General features: G+C 59.6%; 14 protein-coding genes, 1 tRNA gene and 1 riboswitch. Of the genes, 2 read left to right on the top strand and 13 right to left on the bottom strand.

All coding sequences use genetic code 11. The features are described 5' to 3' along the window. Window positions 1–111 precede the first annotated feature (111 nt). The 5 genes from AC07XF_RS14660 to ltaE all read right to left on the bottom strand — a co-directional run bounded on the left by AC07XF_RS14660 (window position 112) and on the right by ltaE (window position 5746). Window positions 112–202: transfer RNA gene (locus AC07XF_RS14660), tRNA-Ser, on the bottom strand. A 62-nt stretch (window positions 203–264) separates the two neighbouring features. Beyond that, window positions 265–453 (bottom strand): carbon storage regulator CsrA, encoded by a 189-nt coding sequence (csrA, locus tag AC07XF_RS14665; protein WP_002554426.1) that lies wholly within the window; start codon window positions 451–453, stop codon window positions 265–267. Between the two features lie 187 nt (window positions 454–640). Continuing rightward, complete coding sequence (locus AC07XF_RS14670; protein WP_495027049.1) at window positions 641–1882, bottom strand: aspartate kinase; 1242 nt, start codon at window positions 1880–1882, stop codon at window positions 641–643. Window positions 1883–1973: 91 nt separating this feature from the next. Continuing rightward, a complete protein-coding gene (alaS, locus tag AC07XF_RS14675; protein ID WP_495027050.1) occupies window positions 1974–4595 on the bottom strand; it encodes an alanine--tRNA ligase in 2622 nt (873 codons plus the stop codon). A gap of 146 nt (window positions 4596–4741) precedes the next feature. Beyond that, window positions 4742–5746: a low-specificity L-threonine aldolase gene (ltaE, locus tag AC07XF_RS14680; protein ID WP_495027051.1), complete on the bottom strand. Its 1005-nt coding sequence runs from the start codon at window positions 5744–5746 to the stop codon at window positions 4742–4744. Between the two features lie 285 nt (window positions 5747–6031). After that, window positions 6032–6202: riboswitch (FMN riboswitch) on the top strand. A 114-nt stretch (window positions 6203–6316) separates the two neighbouring features. Here ltaE and AC07XF_RS14685 point away from each other — a divergent pair. Then, window positions 6317–6826 carry a 6,7-dimethyl-8-ribityllumazine synthase gene (locus tag AC07XF_RS14685; RefSeq protein ID WP_495027052.1) on the top strand — a complete coding sequence of 170 codons (510 nt, stop codon included), beginning with the start codon at window positions 6317–6319 and terminating at the stop codon, window positions 6824–6826. Between the two features lie 143 nt (window positions 6827–6969). On the opposite strand, the gene astE is transcribed toward AC07XF_RS14685, so the two are convergent. The 7 genes from astE to AC07XF_RS14720 all read right to left on the bottom strand — a co-directional run bounded on the left by astE (window position 6970) and on the right by AC07XF_RS14720 (window position 14921). Further along, a complete protein-coding gene (astE, locus tag AC07XF_RS14690) occupies window positions 6970–7980 on the bottom strand; it encodes a succinylglutamate desuccinylase (RefSeq protein WP_495027053.1) in 1011 nt (336 codons plus the stop codon). Window positions 7981–7992: 12 nt separating this feature from the next. Next, window positions 7993–8283, bottom strand: a complete 291-nt coding sequence (locus AC07XF_RS14695; RefSeq protein WP_007992779.1) for a hypothetical protein — start codon at window positions 8281–8283, stop codon at window positions 7993–7995. Window positions 8284–8344: 61 nt separating this feature from the next. After that, a complete protein-coding gene (gene astB, locus AC07XF_RS14700) occupies window positions 8345–9691 on the bottom strand; it encodes an N-succinylarginine dihydrolase (protein WP_495027054.1) in 1347 nt (448 codons plus the stop codon). Window positions 9692–9894: 203 nt separating this feature from the next. Further along, window positions 9895–11364 carry a succinylglutamate-semialdehyde dehydrogenase gene (gene astD, locus AC07XF_RS14705; protein WP_495027060.1) on the bottom strand — a complete coding sequence of 490 codons (1470 nt, stop codon included), beginning with the start codon at window positions 11362–11364 and terminating at the stop codon, window positions 9895–9897. Beyond that, window positions 11361–12386, bottom strand: a complete 1026-nt coding sequence (astA, locus tag AC07XF_RS14710; RefSeq protein WP_007992775.1) for an arginine N-succinyltransferase — start codon at window positions 12384–12386, stop codon at window positions 11361–11363. The genes astD and astA overlap by 4 nt, the downstream gene beginning before the upstream one ends. A gap of 73 nt (window positions 12387–12459) precedes the next feature. Then, on the bottom strand, window positions 12460–13479 hold the full coding sequence (aruF, locus tag AC07XF_RS14715; protein ID WP_007992774.1) for an arginine/ornithine succinyltransferase subunit alpha: 1020 nt from the start codon (window positions 13477–13479) through the stop codon (window positions 12460–12462). A 221-nt stretch (window positions 13480–13700) separates the two neighbouring features. Then, window positions 13701–14921 (bottom strand): aspartate aminotransferase family protein, encoded by a 1221-nt coding sequence (locus AC07XF_RS14720; protein WP_495027055.1) that lies wholly within the window; start codon window positions 14919–14921, stop codon window positions 13701–13703. A gap of 304 nt (window positions 14922–15225) precedes the next feature. Between AC07XF_RS14720 and AC07XF_RS14725 the strand changes: the two genes are divergently transcribed. Then, entirely contained in the window at window positions 15226–20253 is a 5028-nt protein-coding gene (locus AC07XF_RS14725; protein WP_495027056.1) for a dermonecrotic toxin domain-containing protein, read from the top strand. Between the two features lie 3 nt (window positions 20254–20256). On the opposite strand, the gene argR is transcribed toward AC07XF_RS14725, so the two are convergent. Then, entirely contained in the window at window positions 20257–21237 is a 981-nt protein-coding gene (argR, locus tag AC07XF_RS14730; protein ID WP_495027057.1) for a transcriptional regulator ArgR, read from the bottom strand. Window positions 21238–21399 lie beyond the last annotated feature (162 nt).

The raw sequence follows: 21399 nt of genomic DNA on the forward strand, positions 1-21399 counted from the left end.
GTGCATTTGTTGCCGCGCATTATAGGCCGTTTAATCTCTATGTCAAACACTTTTTCTAGTAATTTCAACAACTTACCGAAGAAGCCAGATTACAACGTACTAAGCAAATAATGGCGGAGAACGGGGGATTCGAACCCCCGACACCCTTTTGAGGTGTACTCCCTTAGCAGGGGAGCGCCTTCGGCCACTCGGCCAGCTCTCCGCAACACGGGGCGTATATTAACCAGCTTCTTCCCCGTTTGCAAACATAAAAAACGATAAAAATTAATGGCTTGGTTCTTCGTCCTTCTCTTTCTTGATACGCAGGTAAATTTCTTCCCGGTGAACGGCGACCTCTTTGGGGGCATTAACACCGATGCGCACTTGATTTCCTTTGACGCCGAGCACGGTCACGGTGATTTCGCCATCACCGATAATCAGGCTTTCTGCGCACCGACGAGTCAGAATCAGCATACCTTTCTCCTCACGCATTTCATTTCAGGGACAACAGTCTGCAAAAAAAAGGCACTCGACCCACAACCGGAGCGATCGCAGCCCTACATGCCTGAGTATTGACTAGCGCGAGCAAAAGAACAGCCTCGGGGTCACGCCATTCAAAAAAACAAAAGGCGCGGTCAGACCGCGCCTTTTGGCGAACGCATCACTCGCCCTGGCGGGCCGGCGCGTCCAGTTCGAAAGCCGTGTGCAGAGCGCGCACAGCCAGTTCCAGGTATTTCTCTTCGATCACTACGGAGACTTTGATTTCCGACGTCGAGATCATCTGGATGTTGATGCTTTCCTTGGCCAGGGATTCGAACATGCGGCTGGCCACGCCTGCGTGAGAACGCATGCCAACGCCAACGATCGACACCTTGGCAATCTTGGTGTCGCCCACGACTTCACGGGCACCCAGTTCGCCAGCGGTTTTTTCCAGCACGGTTTGCGCCGCCTGGTAGTCGTTGCGGTGCACGGTGAAGGTGAAGTCGGTGGTGTTATCGTGCGCAACGTTCTGCACGATCATGTCGACTTCGATGTTCGCGGCACTGATCGGGCCGAGAATCTTGAAGGCAACGCCCGGGATATCTGGCACGCCACGGATGGTCAGCTTGGCTTCATCGCGGTTGAAAGCGATACCGGAAATGATCGGCTGTTCCATGGTTTCCTCTTCATCAATAGTAATGAGGGTGCCCGGACCCTCCTTGAAGCTGTGCAGTACGCGCAGCGGAACGTTGTACTTGCCGGCGAATTCCACCGCACGGATCTGCAATACCTTGGAACCGAGGCTGGCCATTTCCAGCATCTCTTCAAAGGTGATCTTGTCCAGGCGCTGAGCCACGGACACCACACGCGGATCGGTGGTGTAGACGCCGTCGACGTCGGTGTAGATCTGGCATTCGTCAGCCTTCAGGGCTGCCGCCAGCGCCACGCCGGTGGTGTCGGAACCGCCACGACCGAGGGTCGTGATGTTGCCGTGCTCGTCGACGCCCTGGAAGCCGGCGACAACCACCACACGACCCGCCTTCAGGTCACCACGAATCTTCTGGTCATCAATCTGCAAGATACGCGCTTTATTGTGCGCGCTATCCGTGAGAATCCGCACCTGGTTACCGGTGTACGACACCGCCGGCACGCCACGCTTGATCAGCGCCATGGCCAACAGGGCAATCGTCACCTGCTCACCGGTGGAGACGATCACATCCAGCTCACGCGGAACCGGTTGGCCGTCGCCACTGATTTGCTTGGCCAGATCGATCAGACGGTTGGTTTCGCCGCTCATTGCAGACAGCACAACCACCAGGTCATCGCCGGCGTCGCGGAATTTCTTAACCTTGTCGGCGACCTGCTCGATTCTCTCGACAGTGCCGACCGAGGTGCCTCCAAATTTCTGTACGATCAAAGCCATTTCAAAGCCGCCTCTGCCCATGAAGGGCGCCCAAATAATCACTCAAACAGCGTTGCGGCCCGCCACTAGACTGCGAGCCGCAAGCACTGCCTTATAGACCCTGCTCTACAAACGGAACGGTCAGGGCCAGTGCCGCATCCAGTGCGCCAGCGTCGGTACCGCCGCCTTGCGCCATATCTGGACGACCACCGCCCTTCCCGCCGACTGCCGCAGCGGCTTGCTTCATCAAATCACCGGCTTTGAGTTGGCCAGTCAGGTCTTTGGTTACGCCTGCAACCAGAACGACCTTTTCCTCATGGACACTGCCGAGCAGGATCACTGCGCGGCCGAGTTTGTTTTTCAGTTGATCGACCAGCGCCAGCAGCGCCTTGCCATCCTGACCGTCCAGACGCACGGCCAGTACTTTCACGTCCTTGACGTCCAGCGCCTGGGCCGACAGATCGTCGCCCGCGGCACTGGCTGCCTTGGCTTGCAACTGCTCGAGTTGCTTCTCCAGCAGACGGTTGCGCTCCAGCACAGCCGACAGCTTGTCGATCAGATTGTCGCGGCTGCCCTTGACCAGGCTGGCCGCTTCCTTGAGTTGTTCTTCAGCGGCGTTCAGGTAGGCCAGCGCTGCTGCGCCGGTCACTGCCTCGATACGACGTACACCTGATGCCACACCGCCTTCGCTGATGATTTTCAGCAGGCCGATGTCGCCGGTACGGTTGGCGTGGATACCGCCGCACAGCTCGACAGAGAAATCGCCCATGCTCAGCACGCGCACGTTGTCGCCGTATTTCTCGCCGAACAGCGCCATGGCGCCTTTCTGCTTGGCGGTTTCGATATCGGTTTCTTCGGTTTCAACCTCGGAATTCTTGCGAATCTCGGCGTTGACGATGTCTTCCAACGCCTTCAATTGCTCAGGCTTGATGGCTTCGAAGTGACTGAAGTCGAAGCGCAGGCGCTGACTATCGACCAGCGAGCCTTTCTGCTGAACGTGATCGCCCAGCACCTGACGCAATGCTGCGTGCAGCAAGTGAGTTGCGGAGTGGTTCAACGAAGTGGCGTGACGTACGTCGGCATCCACCTGCGCCTGAACTGGCGAGCCTACGATCAGGCTGCCCGAATCCAGCACACCGTGGTGCAGGAACGCACCACCGGTCTTGGTGGTGTCGCGCACGTCGAAACGCGCAGCGCCCGCCTGGAGGAAGCCGCAATCACCAATCTGACCACCGGACTCAGCATAGAACGGCGTCTGATCGAGAACGACCACGCCCTCTTCACCTTCGCTCAGTACGTCAACCGATTGCCCGTCTTTATAGAGCGCAACGATTTTGGCGGAACCGCTGTGAGCGGTGTAACCGGTGAATTCGGTGTCCACATCGACCTTGACCAGGCTGTTGTAGTCCATGCCGAAGGAACTGGCGGAACGGGCACGGACGCGCTGGGCTTCCATTTCACGTTCGAAACCTTCTTCGTCGATGGTCAGGCTGCGCTCACGAGCGATGTCGCCGGTCAGGTCCATCGGGAAACCGTAGGTGTCGTAGAGTTTGAACACCACGTCGCCCGGCACCACGTCGCCTTTCAGCTCAGCCAGATCCTGCTCGAGGATCTTCAGGCCCTGCTCCAGGGTCTTGGCGAACTGCTCTTCTTCAGCTTTCAGCACGCGTTCGATGTGCGCCTGCTGGGACTTCAGCTCAGGGAAGGCTTCGCCCATCTCGGCAACCAGGGCCGCAACGATCTGGTAGAAGAAGCTGCCCTTGGCACCCAGTTTGTTACCGTGGCGGCAGGCGCGACGGATGATCCGACGCAGCACGTAGCCGCGGCCTTCGTTGGATGGCAGCACGCCGTCGGCGATCAGGAAACCGCAGGAACGGATGTGGTCGGCCACCACTTTCAGCGAAGCCTGGGCGTCGTTGGTGCAACCGACGGCCTTGGCCGCTGCGTTCAGCAGGCTCTGGAACAGGTCGATCTCATAGTTCGAGTGAACGTGCTGCAGCACGGCACTGATCCGCTCCAGGCCCATGCCGGTGTCCACCGACGGCGCTGGCAGCGGGTGCAACACGCCATCGGCGGTGCGGTTGAACTGCATGAACACGTTGTTCCAGATTTCGATGTAACGATCGCCGTCTTCTTCCGGCGAGCCCGGCGGGCCGCCCCAGATGTCGGCGCCGTGATCGTAGAAAATCTCGGTGCAAGGACCGCACGGGCCGGTATCGCCCATGGTCCAGAAGTTGTCGGACGCGTACGGCGCGCCTTTGTTGTCGCCGATACGCACCATGCGCTCGGCCGGAACCCCGATTTCCTTGGTCCAGATGTCGTACGCCTCGTCATCGCTGGCGTAGACGGTGACCCAGAGCTTTTCCTTCGGCAGGTTCAGCCATTTGTCGGAAGTCAGGAAGTTCCAGGCGTAGCTGATGGCATCACGCTTGAAGTAGTCGCCGAAGCTGAAGTTACCCAGCATTTCGAAGAAGGTGTGGTGACGGGCGGTATAACCGACGTTTTCCAGGTCGTTGTGCTTGCCGCCGGCACGCACGCATTTCTGGCTGCTGACCGCGCGAGTGTACGCGCGCTTTTCCTGGCCCAGGAAGCAGTCCTTGAACTGGTTCATCCCCGCGTTAGTGAACAGCAGGGTTGGGTCGTTGCCCGGAATCAAAGAGCTGGAGGCTACACGGGTGTGGCCTTGCTCTTCGAAGAAGCGAAGGAAGGCTTCACGGATTTCTGCGCTTTTCATTAGGTTCTTCCACGGAGGCTGCGGCCAAAGGCCTGTTCGAAACGTCAACAGACGAAGCGACGGCAAAGGGCCGCATTATATCGGCCCTGCGCGCGGGGTACAGCGTGTTTATACGATAGAAACGCTCAATTGAAGTGCTAACGCTATCACTTGCGCGAAAAGTCGACGAATGTCGCGACGACCTGCTCGATTTGCGCACGGTTGATGTCCATGTGCGTCACCATGCGCAGACGAGCGGCGGCACTGAGCTTGATCCCACGCTCGGCGGCAAAGGCCTTGATCGCCTCTGCTTTGTCGCCCATCTGCACGTAAACCATGTTGGTCTGCACCGGCTCGACCTCAAAACCCGCCGCCCGCAGGCCATCGGCCAGCAATTGCGCATTGGCGTGGTCATAGGCCAGGCGCTGAACATTGTGATCCAGGGCGTACAGCCCCGCCGCTGCCAGAATCCCGGCCTGACGCATGCCACCGCCGACCATCTTGCGCAGGCGCCGCGCCTTGCCGATCAACGCCACCGAGCCGCACAGTACCGAACCGACCGGTGCGCCAAGCCCTTTTGACAGGCATACCGAGATGGAGTCGAAATACTGGGTGATTTCCCGGGCATCGACACCCAGCTTCACTGCCGCGTTGTACAGGCGTGCGCCGTCCAGGTGCAGCTGCAAGCCATGTTCGCGAGTAAAACTGCGCGCCCGCGCCAGGTATTCCAGCGGCAGGACTTTGCCTTGCATGGTGTTTTCCAGCGCCAGCAAACGGGTGCGGGCGAAATGAAAGTCATCCGGTTTGATCGCAGCAGCGACCTGCGCCAGGTCCAGCGAACCATCGGCCTGTACTTCCAGCGGCTGTGGCTGGATCGAACCGAGCACCGCTGCGCCGCCACCTTCGTACTTATAAGTGTGAGCCTGCTGGCCAACGATGTACTCGTCACCGCGCTCGCAGTGGGCCATCAAACCCAACAGGTTGCTCATGGTGCCCGTCGGCACGAACAGCGCCGCGGCAAAACCCAGGCGCTTGGCCAGTTCGGCCTCCAGGTGATTGACCGTCGGGTCTTCGCCATACACGTCGTCACCGGTGGCGGCCTTGGCCATCGCGTCGAGCATGCCGGCGGAAGGTTGGGTGACGGTGTCGCTACGAAGATCGATAACGCTCATGAATCTGGCCTCGGTAAGCAGGGGAAATCCCTTTCAGGAAAGAATTACTGCGGGCATGACGACGATTAATCAACCCTTGAACGAGTAAAAGGCGAATTGCGCCCATGTGGGAGCGGGCTTGCACGCGAAGGCGGACTGACAGTCAACATTTGCGTTGGATGTTAAACCGTCTTCGCGAGCAAGCCCGCTCCCACAGGTTCCACACCTTGACTGACCGGTATTGGCCATGCACATATCGGAAATATGTGATAAAAACGCTGCGCCGCCAAACATTCCGGCGGCAAAAAACGTTCTCAGGGCGGGGTGCAACTCCCCACCGGCGGTAATTGCGCGCAATGCGCATAGCCCGCGAGCGCTTGGTGACAGCACGGCTTCGGCGGTGCGTGACAGCAAGGTCAGCAGACCCGGTGCGATCCCGGGGCCGACGGTCATAGTCCGGATGAAGAGAGAACGGGATTGACGCCGCCTAGCTCTATACCAAAGCGCCGTCCGTAGGCACTCGTGCCTGCGTACCCTCAAATCCCCTTCGATTCATAACGCCCTGTTTTTCACACAAACAGGAGTCAGAACATGCAACCCACCGCAATTGACAGCAAAAGCAAAAACCATCACGGCGAGCGCGTCGCGTTCATCCAGGCCTGCTGGCACAAGGAAATCGTCGATCAGAGCCGTAAAGGTTTCCTCGCCGAAATGATTACCCAGGGTTATCAGGAATCCGACATCGACTTCTTCGAAGTCGGCGGCGCCTTTGAAATGCCCCTGCACGCCAAATTGCTGGCCAAGACCGGTCGTTATGCCGGCATCGTCGCGGCAGCCCTGGTGGTGGACGGCGGGATCTACCGTCACGAGTTCGTCGCCCAGTCGGTGGTCAGCGGCCTGATGCAGGTTCAACTGGAAACCGAAGTGCCGGTGTTCTCGGTGTCCCTGACCCCGCACCACTTCCATGCCGGCGAAGAGCACCAGAAGTTCTTCTTCGAGCATTTCGTGCATAAAGGCCAGGAAGCGGCGAAGACCTGTGCGGATACGTTGCACAAGGTGCGTGCGCTGCGTCGCAGCGAGCCGCGTGCAGTAGCGGTCTAAAGGCTAAGTGAGGTCCATGGCCTCACTCAAAACCAAATGTGGGAGCGGGCTTGCTCGCGAAAGCGGTGTAACAGTCACATCGATGCTGGATGTGCCACCGTCTTCGCGAGCAAGCCCGCTCCCACATTGGTTCTACGCTGATTTCAGGCCAGGTTTTCGTCGGTGGTCGGCACGACCAGGATGCCGGCACGCAAACCATTCTTCACCTTGGGGTTCGGGAAGATGATCCGGGCGCCCTCTTCCTCGATGATCCAGCGGGTGTTGGCGATGTCTTCCGCCAGCAGGTAACCCACTTTCAGCTCCGAAAAGTTCTCGATGTCCGCTGGCAGGTTCAGGCGGAAGCTATCGCTGTGCTTGATGATTTCACGTGCCACGCTATATAGCTGCAAACCGTCCAGTGCTTCTTCAGTCAGTTCCGGCTCAGTGCCTTCGATGATCTGCTTGAGACGCCTCTCCAGCAGCGAGACATTGACCCCGGCGTTTTGCCCGAATGGCCGCGCCTTGCCAAGCTCCAGGGTGAAGGCCTCGGCACCGAGCTTGTCGTAAGTGTAAGCGCTGAACACGATGGACGGCTTGTTCTGCAACAGCACCGCTTCCATGCCGGCGGCACGCAGACGCGCCAGCTCCTGACGCGAATGCTGGCGGTCTTCTTTCCACGGATACAAGGCGAACTGCTCGATCTTCGAGCCGCGAATGGCCGTGTGCAGGTCGTAGTGCAGGCGCTGACGGTCCGGCAGACTGAAGAAACTCGCTGCCAGACGCTCCAGTTCACAGGCGCGCAAGGCTTCGGAGCCGCTGCTTTGTTCATGACGGCCATTGAACAGCCGATTGACGTCCTGCTCGATAAAACGCTCGCCTTTGCGAATCGCTTCAGGATTGCCGAACAGGAACAGAATACGTGCGCGCGGCTTCAGATCGCCGCGAGCGATGTCGTGCAACAGGCGATCGAGCAGCTCGATCGGCGCTGTTTCGTTGCCGTGGATCCCCGCCGACAGCAGCAGGTCCAGGCCATTGTCACGCGCTTCAGGTGGCCGGACTTCCAGCGCACCTTCGCTCAACCAGCGCATGCGCACGCCTTCGACAGTCAGTTGAGTCTTCTCCGCCGGTTCGCGGCCGGCGAGGGTCAGTTCAAGCAGTTTGCCGAGGGCGAGCATAGAGCGATTTCCTTAGTGGTCGTGGTTGCAATCCGGGCCGTGAACGTGTTCCTCGTCGTCGGTGAGGTCAGCCGGTTCCATCTCCAGTTGCAGACTTACCAGATTAGTCGCCAATGGGCGCAACAGCAGGTTGGCGTATTCGGCGTCGCCCTCCTCGACGTCCACACCGATCAGCAACTGGCCGCGGCCGTCCTGCTGGATCCACAGCTCTTTGCCTTGCCACATGACCGCGACGCGGGTGCAGGACGTCTCCAGTTGCGTGCCGTCGGTGTCTTCAAGGATCAGCTGCAGGGTATCGCTCATGTCTTTACGCTCTCATTTGAGATGAAGCAGCGCGCTGCCGTAGAGGGCGGCGCGCCGTCGATCAATTGATCTGGAATGGATAAACCGCGCCCAGTTTAAGGATTTGCGTCAGTTCATCCAGTGCCGTCCGGCACTCAAGCAGCAATTGCGGGTCCGCCAGATCGTTTTCGGTCATGCGGTCGCGGTAGTGCTTCTCGACCCATTCGGTCAGTGTGCCGTACAACGGTGCCGTCATGATAACCCCTGGGTTGACGGCCGCCAGTTCGGTTTCGTTGAGTGCGACGCGCAACCGCAGGCAAGCCGGGCCACCGCCGTTCTGCATGCTCTGCTTGAGATCGAAGACTTTCACTTCGCGGATCAGGCCGCCGGAGCTGGTCAAACCCTGCAGGTACTGCCAGACACGCTCGTTGCCACGGCATTCTTCCGGCACGATCAATAGCATGGAGCCGTCAGGACGCGACAGCAGTTGGCTATTGAACAGGTAGGAACGAACCGCATCGTCCACGCTTACTGCGGAACGCGGTACACAGATCGACTGAAATTTCCCACCGACTTTGGCGAGTTTGCTTTGCAGCTCAGCCAGCATCTGTTCGGTCTCGAGGAATGCGTCCTCGTGATAGAACAGCACTTCGCCGTTGCCGACCGCGATCACGTCGTTATGGAACACACCCTGATCGATCACCGACGGGTTCTGCTGGGCATAGACCACGCCGTCATCGCTCAAGCCATGCAGACGGGCAACGGCCTGGGACGCTTCGAGGGTCTGGCGCGCCGGGTACTTCTGCGGTGCCGGGTAGCGGGTGTCGAATGCGCTGCGACCGAAGACGAAGAACTCGACGCCGGCTCCGCCGTATTCACGGCAGAAACGCGTGTGGTTGGCCGCGCCTTCGTCACCGAACTGCGCCACGGCCGGCAAGGCGGCATGGTGAGCGAAGTGTTTCTGGTCAGCGAACATTGCCCCCAGCACGCGGCTGGTGGTCGGGTGTTCGATGCTGCGGTGATATTTGCAGTTGAGGTTGGCGGCGGTGAAATGCACACGACCGTCAGCGGTGTCGGCGCTCGGGCTGACCGTGGCGGCGTTGGCCACCCACATGCTCGACGCCGAGCAACTGGCAACCAGCAACGGCATGGCCTCTTTGGCCGCGCGCTCGATCACCTGCGCATCGGTGCCACTGAAACCCAGGCGACGCAGTGCGGCCACATCCGGGCGCTCTTGCGGTGCCAGCACGCCTTGCTGGAAACCCATTTCCATCAGCGCTTTCATCTTCGCCAGGCCTTGCAACGCCGCTTCCTTCGGGTTGGAAGACTGCTGGCTGTTGCTCTGGGACGCGACGTTGCCGTAGGACAGGCCGCCGTAGTTATGGGTCGGCCCCACTAGACCGTCAAAATTGACTTCATAGGATTTCATCAGCGAGGCTCCACGAAAATCTGTTGTTATAGGCATCAATAAAAATGACTGGAATGCAATCTGTGTAGCAGCTGCCGCAGGCTGCGTTCGGCTGCACAGCAGTCGTAAATCGGTACACCGTGTTTCCGGATCAGAATCATGGATACCGCAATCGCGGCTGCTTCGCAGCCGAACGCAGCCTTCGGCAGCTGCTACATAAAGCCTTACGAAAGCTTCACGCCCGGGGTCAGGGTCGCTGGCATCACCAGGTTCGGCGTTTCCAGCGAGGCCACCGGGTACGCGCAGTAATCTGCCGCGTAGTAGGCACTGGCGCGATGGTTGCCCGAGGCGCCGACGCCGCCGAATGGCGCGCTGCTTGCAGCGCCCGTCAGCTGCTTGTTCCAGTTGACGATACCGGCGCGGCTTTCCAGCCAGAACTGCTGGTAGCGCGCTTCGGAGTCCGACAGCAGACCAGCGGCCAAACCGTACGCGGTGTCGTTGGCTTCAGCGATCGCCGCTTCAAAATCAGCGTAGCGGATCACTTGCAGCAACGGGCCGAACAGCTCTTCGTCAGGACGATCGGCGACGGCGCTGACGTCCAGGATGCCCGGGGTCAACAAGGCCGACTGAGCCTGAGGCTGAGTCATTTCCAGCAGCGCCACGGCGCCGTTGGCCAGCAGGTGTTCCTGCGCATCCATCAACGCTTTCGCAGCGCCAAGGGAAACCACCGAGCCCATGAACGGCGCCGGCTGCTGATCGAAAGCACCGACTTCGATGGTCGCGCTGACCGCCACCAGGCGCGCCAGCAACGTGTCGCCCCAGGCACCTTGCGGCACCAGCAAGCGGCGGGCGCAGGTGCAACGCTGGCCGGCAGAGATGAAGGCCGACTGGATGATGGTGTACACCGCGGCGTCGAGGTCGGCGACCTGATCGACCACCAGTGGATTGTTACCACCCATTTCCAGCGCAAGGATCTTGTCCGGACGACCGGCGAACTGCTGGTGCAGGTGATTACCGGTACGGCTGGAACCGGTGAAGAACAGACCGTCGATGCCCGGGTTCGCCGCCAGAGCGATGCCGGTTTCGCGAGCACCTTGCAGCAGGTTCAACACGCCGGCCGGCAAACCAGCCTCGATCCAGCACTTGACCGTCAGTTCGGCCACTTTCGGTGTCAGCTCGCTTGGCTTGAACAGCACGCTGTTACCGGCCAGCAGCGCCGGCACGATGTGGCCGTTCGGCAAGTGACCCGGGAAGTTGTAAGGACCGAACACCGCCACCACACCGTGGGGCTTGTGGCGCAGCACAGCGGTGGCGTCGCCCAGCGGGCCGCTCTTCTCGCCGGTACGTTCGCGGTAGCTCTGCACCGAGATGGCAATCTTGTTGACCATGCTGGTGACTTCGGTCGCCGCTTCCCACAGGGGTTTGCCGGTTTCTTCACCGATGGTGCGGGCCAGTTCGTCCGCATGGTTTTTCAGCGCTGCAGCAAAGGCTTCCAGCACCGAGATACGTTCTTCCAGGGTACGCCGCGCCCAGCCCGGGAACGCCTGACGCGCCGCTTGCACAGCCGACTCGACCTGAGCGGCGGTGGCACCGACGCCGGACCACAGCACCTGCTGGGTCACCGGGTTCAGCGACTCGAAGGCTTCGCCCCCACCTGCCAGCCATTCACCTGCGATGTAAAGCGACTTCATTATTTCGACTCCCGAGCTGCGGACAACGCTACGGCGCGCACTTGATCGCCAGCGTTGAGTTGAAGACGTTTGGCGGTCTGCGGATCGACCACCAGGGTGCCGGCGGCCAGACGTGCAGGCGCAGCAGTGATCCGGCAGTCCTCGCGCTTGCGGTTGTGAATGATGAATGGCGTGGCATCGTCACCCGGTGTACCGACGGCCAGCACCAGCGCCTGGCTGTCGCGCACGGCGCGGATCTTGCCGGTTTCGCACTCGATCGCCGGGCCGGCATCGAAAATGTCGACGTAGCCCTGGTAGCTGAAACCTTCACTCTTGAGCATGGCCAGCGCCGGCTCGGTGTCGGGGTGAACCTGACCGATCACGTTGCGCGCATCCGGCGACAGGAAGCAGGTGTACAGCGGGAATTTCGGCATCAGTTCGGCGATGAACGCCTTGTTGCCCACGCCGGTCAGGTAGTCGGCCTGGCTGAACTCCATCTTGAAGAAGTGTCGCCCCAGGCTTTCCCAGAACGGCGAACGCCCGGCTTCGTCGGAAACACCGCGCATTTCGGCAATGATCTTGTTGCCGAACAGTTGCGGGAATTCGGCGATGAACAGCATTCGCGCCTTGGACAGCATGCGGCCATTGAGGCCGCTGCGGTAATCGGCGTGCAGGAACAGCGAGCACAGCTCCGAGTTACCGGTCAGGTCGTTGGCCAGGAACAGCGTCGGGATTTCGCGATAGATGTTTAGCTCTTGGGAAGCGCTGACCGTCAGACCGACCCGGAAGTTGTACCAGGGCTCACGCAGGCCGACGGCGCCGGCAATGGCGGAAATGCCCACCACACGAGCGTTGTCATCTTCGAGCACGAACAGGTAGTCCGCATCGCCCCGCCCGGCTTCGCCGCGAAAGGTCTTCTCGGCCCAGCCAACCCGATGGGCCAGCCGCTCTTCGTTGGCCGGCAAGGTGGTCAGGCCGGTGCCGGTGCTGCGGGCCAGGTCGATCAGAGCGGGTAAATCGCTGCTGCGTACGGGACGAACGATCATGCTATCTCCTCAAACGGGCCGCTTGCGCCACCCGTGAAACTCGCTGCTTTCTAAGCATTCTTTGAAGCAGGTGTTAAACCGCCACCAGGCGCACGCTGGCGCCTTCACCGACGCCCAGGGCTTCGGCCGCTTCCAGATCCAGGGTCACGGGTTTGCCCGGCGCGTAGTCAAGCTCGAGCATGACTGCGCGATAGTCCTGCAACTGGGCGTTGGCCACCAGGTACTGGCGACCGACACCTTTGACCGGCTCACCGATCTTCACCGGCACTACGCGGCTCTGGGCGATCGAACGGATCCCCGAGACGCGGGCATGCAGGGTCGGGCCACCGTCGAAAATGTCGATGTAGTGATCGGTCTCGAAACCTTCGCGCATCAGGATGTCGAAGGTGATCTGCGCCCGCGGGTGCACCTGACCCATCGCCTCTTGAGCGGAGTCCGGCAGCAGTGGCACGTAGATCGGGTAATGCGGCATCAGTTCGGCGAGGAACGTACGGCTTTTCAGCCCGCACAGACGCTCGGCTTCGGCGTAGTTGAGGTCGAAGAAGTTGCGACCGATGGCATCCCAGAATGGCGAGTCGCCGTTTTCATCGCTGTAGCCGACGATCTCGGTCACCACGGAATCGGCAAAACGCTCCGGATGGCTGGCCACGAACAGCAAACGGCCACGGGAATTGAGCTCGGCCCAAGGCGAACCCACCAGCTCGCGCTGCACGTAGAAGCTGGTCAGCAAGCTGTTGCCGGTCAGGTCGTGGCACTGCGAGAGCACGTGGATCTTGTTGTGAATCTTCAGCTCGCGGGAGGCGTGCACGAACGTTTCGTTGCGGAAGCTGTAGAACGGCTCGGAATAACCGGCCGATGCCACGATTGCCGAGCAACCGACCAGTTTGCCGGTGGCAGAGTCTTCGAGGACGAAGAAATAGCTTTCCTCACCGTTGAAACTCACTTCGGCGGCGAACGAAGCTTCGCTTGCCGCGATCTTGTCGCTCAGGCGTTCAACGTCATCCGGCAAGGAAGTGACACCAATCGGGCTATCCGCAGCCAGACGCTGTACCTCGCCCAGATCAGCCATTTGCGCGGGGCGCATCACCAGCATGGTGTCACTCCTTTTTCGAAAAACTCTATGAGGAAAAACCGGGCGGTCATTGCAGACACTCGGACCACTGTGGGAGCGGGCTTGCTCGCGAAGGCGATTCATCAGTCAACATCGTTGCTGTCTGAACCACCGCCTTCGCGAGCAAGCCCGCTCCCACATTTGATCCGGCCAGGCATAAAAATTGGGTTCGACGCCTGAACAGCCAGGCGTCGAAGGGTCTATCAGGCTTGCGTCAGTTTTGCTGCGGCACGTTCGAAGCGGTCCAGACCGGCATCGATATCGGCGTCTTCCACCACCAGGCTTGGGGCGAAACGCACCACGTCCGGACCGGCTTGCAGCACCATCAGGCCTTCTTTTTCAGCGGCGTTGAAGATGTCCTTGGCCTTGCCTTTCCAGGCATCGCTCAAGACGCAACCGATCAACAGGCCCATGCCACGCACCTTGGTGAACAGGCCGTATTTTTCGCCGATCTGCTCAAGGCGCGCCTTGAACTTGTCGTGCTTGGCGGTGACGCCAGCCAGCACTTCAGGGGTGTTGACTACGTCGATCACGGCTTCCGCGACAGCGCACGCCAGCGGGTTGCCGCCGTAGGTGGTGCCGTGGGTGCCGACGACCAGGTGCTTGGCCAGGTCTTCGGTGGTCAGCATGGCTGCGATCGGGAAACCACCGCCCAGGCTCTTGGCGCTGGTCAGGATGTCCGGAATCACGCCGTAATGCTGGTAGGCGAACAGATGGCCAGTACGGCCCATACCGGTTTGCACTTCGTCGAAGATCAGCAGCGCGTTGTGCGCGGTGCACAGTTCGCGGGCACCTTGCAGGTATTCGAGTTCGGCCGGGATGACACCGCTTTCGCCCTGGATCGGCTCCAGCACCACAGCGCAAGTCTTGTCGGAAATGGCGGCTTTCAGTGCGGCCAGATCGTTGTACGGCACGTGGCTGATGCCGGTGATTTTCGGACCGAAGCCATCGGAGTACTTCGACTGGCCACCGACGTTCACGGTGAACAGGGTACGGCCGTGGAAGCTGTTGAGCGCGGCGATGATTTCGTACTTCTCGCTGCCGAAACGGTCGAAGCCGACACGACGGGCCAGCTTGAAAGCGGCCTCGTTGGCTTCGGCGCCGGAGTTGCAGAAGAAGGCGCGGTCGGCAAAAGTGGCGTCGACCAACTTATGCGCCAGGCGCAGGGCCGGCTCATTGGTGAACACGTTGGACACGTGCCAAAGCTTGTTCGCCTGCTCGGTCAAGGCACTGACCAGCGCCGGATGCGCGTGGCCCAATACGTTAACGGCAATCCCGCCGGCGAAGTCGATCAGCTCGCGACCGGACTGGTCCCAAACGCGGGAACCGGCGCCACGCACAGGAATGAATGCGGCAGGCGCATAGTTGGGAACCATTACCTGATCGAAATCGGCGCGTTGTACCGCAGCGTGCTCAACGGACATCGGAGTCTCCTGAAGAGAAAACACTCGCCTGAAACTGGCGAGCGATGGGGGGATTGTAAGGACAGTTTTCAGCCCGGCCTTGCCGCCAAGCGACAACTTCTTATAGCGCAAACCCCGGATTTTCCCGGGTTTACGGCAATGCGACATATAGGGTCGCAAAGGCGCAGTTTAACTGGCGGCGAGCGTTTGCGGCAGGTTTGCTCCGTTGTAACTGATGCCAATTGCCCGAGTGCGGTAAATATGTACCGCACGGCGTTCGCGTTCGCGGGTTTTCCTACGGGTCTATCCCTTCCGGCCTATCCGTATGAACAACGAACAAACTGACAACCCCACTTTCGATGCCTTCAGACCGGATGTTCATTATCAGCATCTGCTCAATGTCATTCCGACCTGGCTGCGTCAGGCAACACCACATCGACGGGTTGCCCTGAGCAAGATCACACCGAGACTGTCACCCGCGCTCAAGAGCGCGCCCCAGCATCAGCACGCCGAGCTGGGCAGACTCATTACACACCACATGACGAGCCAGAACCGGGTTGATCAAGCGCTGGCCAACCTGCGAAACCCCGGCGACTTCGCCGCGCCATTGCTCTCCAACGCTATCAAGGCGCGTTTTGGCCTGGAGCTGGATGTGCGCGGGACTTTTCTACGTCTTTATTTACCCGATCACCTTCCCTGGCTGCGCATGAAGACGGGGGCGGCCCGCACCTGGACTGTGTCGCTGCTGGACGCAGCGCTGCACAATTTCGAAAACGCTGAAACCGAAGCTGACGCCTTCGAATCTGCTTCGACCTACATCACGCAGCCCTCTTCCATCGGGCAATTCACTGTTCTGCCACAGATTCTGGAAAAAATGCCCATCGTGGCGTTTACCCACCTGTGCCGGGAGCTGGACATTGGCGCGCGCTATAAATCCTATCTGGAAGAAAATCTGGGCGTCAGCAATCCAGTGGTTGCAGCGATCCTGCAGCCCAAAATTCGCGAGAGCCAGAAATCAGCGCTGACGGCGGCCCTGCATATGGCGCAAATGCAAAAGCTGATCGGCAGTGATGTCCAGCGCCTGATCCTCGGCCCGCTCGACGGGCTGCCGAACCTGCGCTTGCGCGGCCAGGCATGGGGCTGTCATGAACTGACGATCTTGAATGCCCGCCTGACCGGCATCGTGATATTTGCTCCGGATCTGGAACGTGCACGCGAACCAGTCAGCGTAGTGGCCTACATCCCCGATGACCCGCAACAGCCAATCAAGGAATATTCCTCTTCTGCAGCATTCGCGGCGGAACTGAGCCAGCGCTTGCGCGATCCGGCCTATCAACAATTCTTCAGTCGATTCATCAACCATGAAGATCGCGGTTATTTCTTTTCGCAACTGAACACCCTGCTTGCCCCTGTCACCTGGCAACCGGTCGAACCGGGCGATTCACGTCCTAGCTGGAGAGAGGCCCCAAACCCGCGTGCAAACCTGCGGCTGGAGTCAGCGCCGATCAACGGGGACCTGTGGGCTCATCTGTATCAGCGCAAACTCGACATGATCCTCAACGACGCACGGGTAATCGCCGTTTCCACCGCCACAGTGGATCAGAAGGTGCGCTGGGCACTGTGGGATTCCTTTACCGAAATCGCCTCGGCATTGCTCAACATCGCAGCCTTTATCGCCCTGCCGTTCGTGCCGTTTCTTGGCGAGCTGATGCTGGCCTATATGGCGTACCAGTTACTCGATGAAACCTTCGAAGGCATCATCGACTGGGCCGAAGGCCAGGGCCGGGAAGCCTTTGGGCATTTGTTGGGCGTGGTTGAATCCGCGGTGCAAGTGGGCACCTTTGCTGCAGGCGGCGTGATTGCAGCAGGTGAATTTCGCGCAGTGCTGCCACGGGAGATCGTGCAGTTCATTGATCGTTTCAACTCAGTCAAACGACCAAATGGCGAAGCCCGTTACTGGAAACCCGAGCTGACGACGTACCAGCAATCCATCGCGCTGCCCGAGCAGGCAAAGACTGATGCACTGGGACTGCATCGGCACCAAGGCAAAACCGTGCTCTCGCTGGAAGGCAAACAATATTCCGTTACTGAAGATCCGCTGACCGGCCAGCATCGCATCGAACACCCCACTCGTCCCGATGCCTATCAACCTGCCTTGGCGCACAACGGTAAAGGTGCCTGGCAGACGGAACTCGACCAACCGCTGACCTGGGATCAAACCACCCTGCTGCGGCGCATCGGTGCGGACATGCAGCGTTTTTCGTCGAGCGAGTGCGAACGCATGTTGAACATCAGCGGCAGCCACGAAAATGCCCTGCGCCAAATGCATGTGAACAACGGGCAACTGCCTCCGTTACTGGCCGACACGCTTGAACGTTTCAAGATTGATCAGGACCTGCAGATTTTCATCGATCAAATCGGCAGCGAACGCGCCGACGACTACCTCAACGCCGACCCGGCGACACAACTGGAACTGCTCTGCGACTACGGTTACTGGCCAGCGGACAAAGGGCTGCGACTGGTTGACGGGACACAAACCGTTTGGGAGCGTATCGCCGCAGGCCAGCCTTTGGTACAGATCGATCTGGCGCAACTGAGCGATAACGACTTGTTGCAAAGCTTGCTGCAAACCATGGGCGACGGCGACACCAGGACAATGATGCAGGAAGAGTTCGGCGTGCCGTCACCCAGCTACGCAACCCGGGCTCGTACCTTGCGCCACAACCTGGCAGCACTGGCTGAAACTAAAAGGGAAGCACTATTCGAACAGCGCTACCGCAGGCACGAAAACAATAGCCGTTCGTTGGTGCAGAGAATCAAGGACATCGAGCACTGCCTGCCAACCAGCATCGCCGAATCCCTGCTCGACAGCACGAGCGCAGAAGTGCGGCGGCAACTCGAAAGTGGATCAGTGGCAAAACGGTTCAGGGAAATGGCGAAAGAGGCTGGCCTGCAAGTGCGGGTGACGCGCGCCTATGAGGGACTGGATCTGCGCTCGACCCGCAACAACACCGACACCCATCAATTGGTGCTGCGCTCGCTGGAACGCCTGCCCGGCTGGTCGGGACGGGTTCGACTGGAAATTCGCCATTACACCCATGACGGACCACTGATCGACAGCATCGGCAATCCGCAGGCTACCTCGCGCAAGGTGCTGGCATTGAACACCGAAGGCGCCTATCAAGCCTTTGATGCTGTCGGCGAACCGCTCAACAGTGCCGGCACGCTGTACTCAAGCCTGTTACAGGCATTGCCCGACAGCGAGCGAATTGCCCTGAACATCAACATCGGTGAGGCTGAAAGATTCCAGCGGATGATTCGTGAACATGCGTTGGATCGTGACTCATTGCGTTTGTTGCTGGCACAGCACCCGATCCTCAAAACCACCTACGATCCCAGCGTGATGCGCTTGCTCGGCGGGTCCGATGGCTACCGGCAGATGCCAAGAAATACCCCCACCCTGCAAACCCGGGCCCATTCACTGTTTCCGCATCTGACAGCGGAGCAACTGCAACGCTTTGTCGAACGCTTGCAGCCGCATCCCGATGGTCCCCGGGCCGAACTCCACCGACTGTTCAATCAGCACGTGCAATTGTCAGGAGAACTCAATACCTGGCTCAGTGAAGTCCCGCGATTTGCACCGGACATACAAATCAGATTCGACGCCGAACAGCTAGGTGTCCAGCAACAATTGCGTCGGCAGCTGACGGGAGAGTTGCTGAACTGCTGGCGCCGCCAGGCCACTTGGGACAGCATCAATGACGAACCCGTTTCCTTCCATTTCTCCCAGCCGATATGGGGGGAATTACCCCGGTTGAGCGTCGACTTTCCGCACGTTGGCAACTTGATGCTGGGAGGTCATCGCACCACCCACGGCGTGAATCAATTCCTCAAGAGATTTTCCGGTCTGCGCCGACTTGTGCTGCGCGACTTCAACCTCGGTCAACTGCCAGATGCCATCGAGCAATGGCCGCAGCTCCACGAATTGATCCTCAGCGACTGCGCTGTGACTCTCACCGCGCAAAGCCAGGCCACGATCGCGTCGCTAAAGCATCTGCAGGTGCTCGACCTGTATAAAAATCCGCTTGGGTTAATTCCAACGCTGGAGAGCATGCCAGACCTGAACTACATCGATATTTCCAGTACCGCCCTCTCCGAAGTACCGCCCGGATTGATGTCGCGACCTCTCCTTCGTACCGCGCTGCTCAACGACAACCGGATAGAAGAACTTCCCGCCACGCTTTTCAGTTTGCCGAGCAATGTACAAGAAGGTTTCGACCTGGGTGGCAACCCGATTTCCACTGCCGGTCGCGAACGCATAAAAATCCATTTCAACCAGACTCGCCGCGACTTCGGCATCTTTGCCGAACAGGCCGACATCCAGCGCCTGCAAGTACTGTATCCACGCCTGGATCAAGAGGAAGCCAGCGACTTCATCTATCGCCTGCCCGGTACGTTCGCTGACGGCCGAACCGAACTGACACGCATGGAAACCGAGTACGACACCTTGCGCAACGAACTGGCCGCCTGGACGGCCGACGTACCACCGGTTCATCCCGTCAGCGGCCAACCCTTTACCGCTCAACAGCTTTTGATCGAGCACGCCAACCGCGATGAGTTCAAGCAGTTGATGGAACGCTGCTGGCGTCGGGAAACCGACATGGACGATTTCAATGAGGCGTCTGCGCCCACCTACAACATGACCCTGAACACGATCATCACCGGTGATCTACCCGCACTGAGCGCGGACTTCAGTCATGTCACGGTTCTGTACTTGCACAGCGACTCCGGGCTGACGTCCGGCGCCGGGCACTTTCTGCAACGCTTTGCGCGCCTCAAGAGCCTGACCATCCGCGAATACTCACTGCATGAAATTCCAGACGCGATCTTCAGGATGGGCGATCTGACGGCACTGACGCTGAGCGAATGCGATCTCACCCTGACCACAAAAGACATACAGGGACTGGCGGGAATGGAACGCCTCGACTATCTGGATTTGAGTGACAACCCGCTGGCACTTGCACCGGACGTCAGCCAGATGCCCGATCTCGCAAACCTGATGCTCAGCGACACCGGCATCAGCGAACTGCCCGCAGGCTTGTTGCAATTGAAGTCACTGGAAGTCGCGGATTTAAGCGGCAATGCGATCACTCACATCCCCAGCGACATTCTGGAGTTGCCGTTGGAAATTGCCGAAAGCATCAACCTGCGGGGCAACCCGCTGAATGAACAGAGCCTGCAAACCCTGATCGCCTATTTCAAAAAGACCAGCACCGATTTCGGCGTCGAAGCTGTGATCGAACAGGCTGAAATGGAGATATCGACGTCGGAAGATTCCGATCCTGACGAATGAACCTTAACCGCGTTCCGGCGGCACCGAAGACAATTCGAAAGGACTGCTGCTGCGCCGCTGGTTGCGATCTTCCCGTGGCGTGGCGCCGAAGAAATTGCGGTAGGCGCTGGAGAAATGCGGCCCCGAGGAGAAGCCACACGACAAGCCGATCTGGATGATCGACTTGCTGGTTTGCATCAACATCTGCCGGGCCTTGTTCAGGCGCAGCTCCAGGTAGTACTGGCTCGGCACGCGGTTGAGATATTGCTTGAAGATCCGCTCCAGTTGCCGACGGGACACGCACACGTGCTGGGCGATTTCGTCGGTGGTCAGCGGTTCTTCGATGTTGGCTTCCATCAGCAGCACCGCCTGGGTGAGCTTCGGATGGCTGGAGCCGAGACGGTTCTGCAACGGGATGCGCTGGCGCTCGCCACCCTCGCGAATGCGCTCGACCACCAGCTCTTCGGACACCGCACCGGCCAGTTCCGCACCGTGGTCGCGGGCCAGCACCGCCAGCAGCAAGTCGAGCACCGACATGCCGCCGCATGCAGTCAGGCGGTCGCGATCCCAGTCGAACAGATGACTGGTGGCAATGACTTTCGGGAAGCGTTCGGTGAAATCGTCCTGCCAGCGCCAATGCACGGCAGCACGATAACCGTCGAGCAAACCCAGTTGTGCCAACGGATAGACACCGGCGGACAAACCACCAATCACGCAACCGGCACGCACCAGTTGCTTGAGCGCACTGCTGAGCGCTGGCGCCAGTGCAGTCGGTGGTTCGTCAGCGAGCAGGAACAGTTTCTGGAAGTTCTCGAGCTTGCCGGTCCAGGCTTCGCCGGGCAATTGCCAGGCGTTTTCGCTCGGCGGTTCGGCCTGCAAAAACGACAGTTCGTAGACCACGTCCGGATGCACACGCTGGGCAACACGCAAGGCCTCCTCAGCCAGCGCAAGCGTCAGTGCTTTAGTGCTGGGCCAAATCAGGAAACCAATTCGATGGGCAGTCATGGCGGGCAATCCGAAGCGAAGAACAGTGATGAAGGCATGGGCCAATGCTAGCCCGTAAATGAACGCAAATCTCGAAACCGCCCCGGATCAAATGTGGGAGCGGGCTTGCTCGCGAAGGCGGTGTGTCTGTGGCATAGAAGAAAACTGACCACCGCCTTCGCG

It is taken from the genome of Pseudomonas sp. GW821-FHT01C01, assembly GCF_059422645.1.

What these genes read in the sequence shown, in the direction of transcription:
- csrA (WP_002554426.1), bottom strand. Translation starts at nt 453, where the DNA reads ATGCTGATTCTGACTCGTCGGTGCGCAGAAAGCCTGATTATCGGTGAT.
- AC07XF_RS14670 (WP_495027049.1), bottom strand. Translation starts at nt 1,882, where the DNA reads ATGGCTTTGATCGTACAGAAATTTGGAGGCACCTCGGTCGGCACTGTC.
- alaS (WP_495027050.1), bottom strand. Translation starts at nt 4,595, where the DNA reads ATGAAAAGCGCAGAAATCCGTGAAGCCTTCCTTCGCTTCTTCGAAGAG.
- ltaE (WP_495027051.1), bottom strand. Translation starts at nt 5,746, where the DNA reads ATGAGCGTTATCGATCTTCGTAGCGACACCGTCACCCAACCTTCCGCC.
- AC07XF_RS14685 (WP_495027052.1), top strand. Translation starts at nt 6,317, where the DNA reads ATGCAACCCACCGCAATTGACAGCAAAAGCAAAAACCATCACGGCGAG.
- astE (WP_495027053.1), bottom strand. Translation starts at nt 7,980, where the DNA reads ATGCTCGCCCTCGGCAAACTGCTTGAACTGACCCTCGCCGGCCGCGAA.
- AC07XF_RS14695 (WP_007992779.1), bottom strand. Translation starts at nt 8,283, where the DNA reads ATGAGCGATACCCTGCAGCTGATCCTTGAAGACACCGACGGCACGCAA.
- astB (WP_495027054.1), bottom strand. Translation starts at nt 9,691, where the DNA reads ATGAAATCCTATGAAGTCAATTTTGACGGTCTAGTGGGGCCGACCCAT.
- astA (WP_007992775.1), bottom strand. Translation starts at nt 12,386, where the DNA reads ATGATCGTTCGTCCCGTACGCAGCAGCGATTTACCCGCTCTGATCGAC.
- aruF (WP_007992774.1), bottom strand. Translation starts at nt 13,479, where the DNA reads ATGCTGGTGATGCGCCCCGCGCAAATGGCTGATCTGGGCGAGGTACAG.
- AC07XF_RS14720 (WP_495027055.1), bottom strand. Translation starts at nt 14,921, where the DNA reads ATGTCCGTTGAGCACGCTGCGGTACAACGCGCCGATTTCGATCAGGTA.
- AC07XF_RS14725 (WP_495027056.1), top strand. Translation starts at nt 15,226, where the DNA reads ATGAACAACGAACAAACTGACAACCCCACTTTCGATGCCTTCAGACCG.
- argR (WP_495027057.1), bottom strand. Translation starts at nt 21,237, where the DNA reads ATGACTGCCCATCGAATTGGTTTCCTGATTTGGCCCAGCACTAAAGCA.